At 46.4% G+C, this 6,425-nt stretch carries 3 protein-coding genes; all 3 read left to right on the top strand.

All coding sequences use genetic code 11. The annotated features are described in order from the left end of the window. The first annotated feature begins 412 nt into the window (after positions 1-412). The 3 genes from Q0954_RS32220 (at position 413) to Q0954_RS32210 (ending at position 5,661) form a co-directional block, all read left to right on the top strand. Complete coding sequence (locus Q0954_RS32220; protein ID WP_299465566.1) at positions 413-2,014, top strand: acyl-CoA carboxylase subunit beta; 1,602 nt, start codon at positions 413-415, stop codon at positions 2,012-2,014. Positions 2,015-2,670: 656 nt separating this feature from the next. Next, on the top strand, positions 2,671-3,465 hold the full coding sequence (locus tag Q0954_RS32215) for an SDR family oxidoreductase (protein WP_299465563.1): 795 nt from the start codon (positions 2,671-2,673) through the stop codon (positions 3,463-3,465). Positions 3,466-3,666: 201 nt separating this feature from the next. Beyond that, the gene (locus Q0954_RS32210; RefSeq protein WP_299465560.1) at positions 3,667-5,661 is read left to right on the top strand and encodes an acetyl-CoA carboxylase biotin carboxylase subunit; all 1,995 of its coding nucleotides are present in this window, start codon (positions 3,667-3,669) and stop codon (positions 5,659-5,661) included. Positions 5,662-6,425 lie beyond the last annotated feature (764 nt).

Here is a 6,425-nt window from a genome sequence, read left to right as displayed (position 1 = left end):
CAGGAGTCGGGAGCTTTTTAGTCGGGAGTCGGTAGTCAGGAGTCGGGAGCTAGCGCGAAGCGATTTAAAAATTAGTCAGGAGTCGGGAGCTTTTTAGTCGGGAGTCAGGAGCTAGCGCGAGGCGATTTAAAAATTAGTCCAGAGTCGGGAGCTTTTTAGTCGGGAGTCGGTAGTCCGGAGTTGGGAGTTAACGCGAAGCGATTTAAAAATTAGTCAGGAGTCGGGAGCTTTTTAGTCGGGAGTCGGTAGTCAGGAGTCGGGAGCTAGCGCGAAGCGATTTAAAAATTAGTCCGTAGTCGAGAGTCCGTAGTCGGGAGCTGGCGCGAAGCAATTTCTCAATTATAAGAAAAACTACCGACTACTAACTCCCAACTCCCGACTATGGACTACTAACTAATAAACTAATTAAAATATGCAAGTAATTAAAACCAGAATAAATAAAAATACCCAGCAGTATAAAGACAACCACGCCGGAATGATGAAGCTGGTAGAGAAACTGCAAAAGCATTTGACCGATAGTCGTTTTGAGGGTAAAGATAAGCACATCGACCGTGCCCGACAACGAGGTAAACTATTGGCACGCGAACGCATAGAGTTGTTGCTTGACCCTGACAGTCCTTTTCTGGAGCTGTTGCCCTTGGCAGGCATGAACCGCAAAGGAGGTTTTGGTACAGGAGGCACCAACGTGAGCGGCATTGGCATTGTATCGGGCAAGCTGTGTATGATCAACTCAAACGTAGGTACCCGCAAGGGTGGTTCAGTTGACTACCACACTGCTTTTAAGGCAGCTCGCATCAATGAAATTACCCTCGAAAATCGCTTGCCCAGCATTAACCTGGTAGAAAGTGGAGGTGCCAATCTGCCCGACCAAGCAAAAATATTTAACTATGGTGGCGCAAGTTTTAGGGAAATCACTCAACGTTCAGAACTTGGCATACCTACTATATCAGTAGTTTTTGGCAATGCCACGGCGGGTGGGGCTTACATTCCTGGAATGTCTGACTACGCCATTTTTCAGAAAGAGAAAGCCAAGGTGTTTTTGGCAGGACCACCCTTGGTAAAAATGGCAACTAACGAAGAAGTAGACGATGAGAGCCTGGGCGGAGCCGAAATGCACAGCCGAGTATCAGGGGTGTCAGACTACCTCGCCGAAGACGAGTACGACGGCATTCGATTGGCACGCGAAATTATGGAAACCATCTCAATAGCTTCGCCTCACCTTTTGCCCGAAGGTACTGTAGAAGAGCCCCTGTATGACACCGAAGAAATATTAGGAGTAGTATCGCACGACGTAAAAATACCTTTTGATGCCCGCGAGCTTATTATGCGCGTAGTAGATGGCTCTCGTTTTAGCGAGTTTAAACCCGAGTACGGCAAGAGCATGGTCACAGGTTGGGCGAATATTCACGGCTATCCTATAGGCATTATTGCCAACAATGGGGTGATTTTTTCAGAAGACGCCAACAAAGGCACCCAGTTTATTCAACTCTGCAATAAAAATGACATCCCGCTTATATTTATGCAAAATACTACGGGTTATATGGTAGGTAAAAAGTATGAAGAAGGCGGCATTATAAAAAACGGAGCAAAACTGATCAACGCGGTGTCTAATAGCAAAGTGCCCGCCATTACCCTCATGATTGGCGCCTCGTATGGTGCCGGAAATTACGGCATGAACGGGCGTTCGTACAACCCAAGATTTTTGTTTACTTACCCCAACCATAAAATAGGGGTGATGGGTGCCGAACAGCTGGCAGGAGTAATGGAAATTGTACAAAGGGCTTCTGCCAAATCGCTGGGGCAAGAGTTTGACGAAAAGAAAATGGCTGCCGCCAAAATGATGTTAATGGCAGAAGCCGAGTCCAAATCATCGGCTTGGTACTCCTCGTCTGAACTATGGGATGATGGGGTGATAGACCCACGCGAAACCCGTAATTATCTGGGTTTTGCCCTTGCCGTGCTCTATAGCCAACCCATCAAAGGATCTGATAGTTTTGGAGTATTTAGGATGTGAAATTTAGTTGGGAGTCCATAGTCAGGAGTCGAGAGTTGGGAGTTGGGAGTTAGCGCAAAGCGATTTAAAAATTAGTCGATAGTCCGGAGTCAGAAGTCGGGAGTTAGCGCGAAGCGATTAGTTGGTAGTCAGGAGTCGGGAGTCGGTAGTCCGTAGTCGGGAGTTAGCGCGAAGCGATTAGTCGGGAGTTGGTAGTCGGGAGTCGGTAGTTGGTAGTCAGGAGTTAGCGCGAAGCGATTTCTCAACTATGAGAACAACTACTGACTATAAAGAACAGGGTTTAAAACCTAGCTCCTAGAACCTTGTAGATACTCCCAACTACCGACTCCCGACTATGAGAACAACTACTGCCTATAAAGAACAGGGTTTAAAACCTAGAACCTAGCTCCTAGAACCTTGTAGAGACTCCCGACTCCCAACTACCGACTCCCGACTATGAGAACAATTACTGACTATAAAGAACAGGGTTTAAAACCTAGAACCTAGTTCCTAGAACCTTGTAGAGACTCCCAACTACCGACTCCCGACTATGAGAACAACTACTGCCTATAAAGAACAGGGTGTAAAGCCTAGAACCTAGTGCCTAGCTCCTAGAACCTTGTAGAGACTCCCGACTCCCAACTACCGACTCTGGACTATTAACATAAAAAACTAAAATGAAAACAGCACTCATTACCGGAGGATCAAGTGGCATAGGTTATGAAATGTCCCGGCTTTTTGCTCGCGATGGTTATCGTGTACTTTGGGTGGCAAAACCTCCCAAAGAGCTCAGCGAAGCCCAAACTCGCCTTGAGCAGGAGTTTACAGGGGTAGAAATACACTTTCTTGCTAAAGACCTGTCGGTAAATACAGCAGCCCGTGAGGTGTACAATTGGACACATAGCAAAGGTTGGACTGTTGATGTACTGGTAAACAATGCGGGATTTGCTACTTATGGCAATTTTGAAACTATAGATGTAGACAAGGAGCTGGCAATGATAGGGGTAAATGTAACCAATGTTTTGCTGCTGACCCGCTATTTTTTGGTAGACATGCTCGCCCGCGATGCGGGTAAAATTATGAACATTAGTTCGGGAGTGTCTTATGAAGCCATGCCCAAAATGGCTACTTATGCGGGTTCCAAGGCTTTTGTGAGGTTGATGAGCCAATCGTTGCACGAAGAACTCAAACATCGAAAATCTAAAGTGCAGATCACTACAGTATGCCCGTCGGCAATCAAAAATACCCGATTTCAATCAACCGCCGGCATGCAAAAAGTACGCACCTTTAGCAGCATAGCCACCGCTACTCCGCAAGAAGTGGCAAAAGACGCCTACCGAGGTTTGCTCAAAGGCAAGAGGTTGGTCATTACTGGGGCAAAATATCGCTTCAACAAAGTAATAAGCCAATGGGTACCCAAGGTCTTGACCCGCTGGGTAATTAGAAAAGAAATGGAGGAAGTTAGTCGGTAGTTTTTTAGTTGGGAGTCCATAGTCGGTAGAAAAATGACTATATGGCTTTATGGTTAAAATGGTTCGCGAAGCGATTAGTTGGGAGTCCGTAGTCGGGAGTTAGCGCGAAGCGATTTCTCAATTATGAGAACAACTCCCAACTACCGACTCCTAACTATAGACTAAAAACTATGGACTATCGTCTAAAAAACTAAAGTTAAAATGATAAACTCAATACTGATAGCTAACCGAGGCGAAATAGCCTCAAGAGTGATAAGAACTTGTCGCAAAATGGGGATTCGAAGCATTGCGGTGTTTTCAGATGCCGACCGTGATGCTTTGTTTGTGCAGGAGGCTGATGCCGCCGTACATTTGGGCGAAAGCAACCCCCAGACATCTTACCTTAATCAAGAAAAATTATTGGCGGTGTGCGCACAACACCAAGTAGACGCAGTGCATCCAGGCTACGGCTTTTTGTCAGAAAATGCCGAGTTTGCCCGCAAATGTCAGGCGGCTGGAGTAATATTTATCGGACCACGCGCCGAAGCCATAGAAGCCATGGGCTCAAAGTCAAACGCCAAAACCATTATGAAGCAAAACGAGGTGCCTGTGATACCTGGGTACCAAGGAGCTGACCAAAGCACAGAAACACTGAGCCAGGCTGCCCATGACATTGGTTTTCCGGTATTGCTCAAAGCCACTGCCGGAGGTGGGGGCAAAGGCATGCGTATTGTGCATACGGCTAAAGAACTTAACGGATCGATTGATGCCGCCAAACGCGAAGCCCAAAATGCTTTTGGCAATGATGAGTTGATCATTGAAAAATACATTGCATCGGGTCGTCATATCGAGTTCCAGATTTTAGGCGACCAACACGGCAAAGTAGTGCACATACTAGAGCGTGAGTGTACCATTCAGCGGCGCTACCAGAAGGTAATAGAAGAAAGCCCTTCGCCTGTGCTTACTCCCGAATTGCGCCAAAAAATGGGCGAAGCAGCTCTCAAAGCAGCCCAGGCACTCAACTATGACAATGCCGGAACGGTAGAATTTATTTTTGACGACCAAAGCCAACAGTTTTATTTTTTGGAGGTAAACACCCGCCTACAGGTAGAGCACCCTGTTACCGAAGAAATCACGGGGCTAGACCTGGTGCAGCTACAGATAGAAATAGCCGAAGGGCATCCTTTGGTATTGAACCAAGCCGATATTCAAGCCAACGGCTATGCGGTGGAGTGTCGCTTGTATGCCGAAGATGCCGCCAATGATTTTTTACCTGTAACGGGTACCATTCAGCAATGGAGTGTGCCCAATGTAGAAGGTTTAAGGGTAGAAACTGCCATTCAGAGTGGGGCAGAGATTTCTATGCATTACGACCCAATGATTGCCAAACTCATTGTGTGGGATGCCCAACGTGCCACGGCTCACCGTAAAATGAAGTATGTATTGCGACACCTCCAGTGCCTCGGTATTACTACCAATCAAGATTTTTTGATTCAGTTGTTTGACCACCCCCACATTACCCAAGGCAAATACGATACGCACTTTCTTGCCAACGAATTTAATCTAAAACCTTCAGGGGGGATACAAGGCAGTCTGGAAACCAAAGCAGGTATGGCGGCTACTTTGTACAACTGGCAACAGCGCCAATACCAACGTTCTTTGTTACGTGGGGTACCTCCAGGCTGGCGTAGCAATTTTTATGCACATCAAAAAGAAACGTATACGCTTGAGATTACCCAAAATGGAGAAAAACACAGCGAAGACGTCATCATCAAATACCGTTACCTCAACCATCAACAATTTGAGTTTGTAGTAGGTGATACCACCGAACAAGTCAAGTTGATTGAAGCCATCAATAATCAGGTTTGTTTTGAGGCGAGCGGCATTCGTTACATCTTTTATCTGGCAAAAGCCCAACAAACTTACTACCTACGCAACGAGCATCTGGGTGGGGTAACTCTGAAGTTGCAAGAACGATTGCCTCAAAAAGAAGCCGAAAAAGTAAAAGGTGGCTACGAAGCCCCTATGCCTTCGCAAATTATCAAGGTATTGGTAGCGCAAGGGCAAGAAGTAAAATCGGGGGATGGTTTAATCGTACTCTCTTCCATGAAAATGGAAAATACCATTGCTGCCGATGAGGATGGCACGGTTGCCGAAATTTATACCGAAGAAGGCGCCAGTGTAGAAGCCGGCTTTTTGTTGGTGAAGGTAGATTAGTCGGGAGTCCGTAGTCAGGAGTCGGGAGTTAGCGCGAAGTGATTAGTTGGGAGTCCGTAGTCGGGAGTCAGGAGTTAGCGCGAAGCGATTAGTCGGGAGTCCGTAGTCAGGAGTCGGGAGTTAGCGTGAAGCGATTAGTTGGGAGTCCGTAGTCGGGAGTCCGTAGTCGGGAGTCAGGAGTTAGCGTGAAGCGAGTTAAAAATTAGTCCAGAGTCAGTAGTCCGTAGTCAGGAGTTAGCGCAAAGCGATTTAAAGAATGGTTTGATGGCTTTATTGCTTTATGGTTGCGCAAAGCGAGTTAAAAAAATCAAGCTAAAGCCAACTCTGGACTATTAACTTATCGCTAAAAGCACTGATATACATTGGTATCTAAGGACTTGAGGCTGTAGAAGCTACTGACTCCCAACTCTGGACTATTAACTTATCGCTAAAAGCACTGATATACATTGGTATCTAAGGACTTGAGGCTGTGGGGGCTACTGACTCCCGACTCTGGACTATTAACTTATCGCTAAAAGCACTGATATACATTGGTATCTAAGGAGTTGAGGCTGTGGAGGCTACTGACTCCCGACTCTGGACTATTAACTTATCGCTAAAAGCACTGATATACATTGGTATCTAAGGAGTTGAGGCTGTGGAGGCTACTGACTCCCGACTCCCAACTCCCAACTATGGACTATTAACTTATTAAAAATCAATGTGTAATCGGTGAGTTACTTGCAGGGCAGCGTCATCCCTCAATTCTTCGGGACTAAAGACTT

It is taken from the genome of uncultured Microscilla sp., from assembly GCF_947493425.1.
Lineage (GTDB): Bacteria > Bacteroidota > Bacteroidia > Cytophagales > Microscillaceae > Microscilla.
Note: the sequence above shows the minus strand (reverse complement) of the source record. Positions and strands in the feature narration are given on the sequence as shown.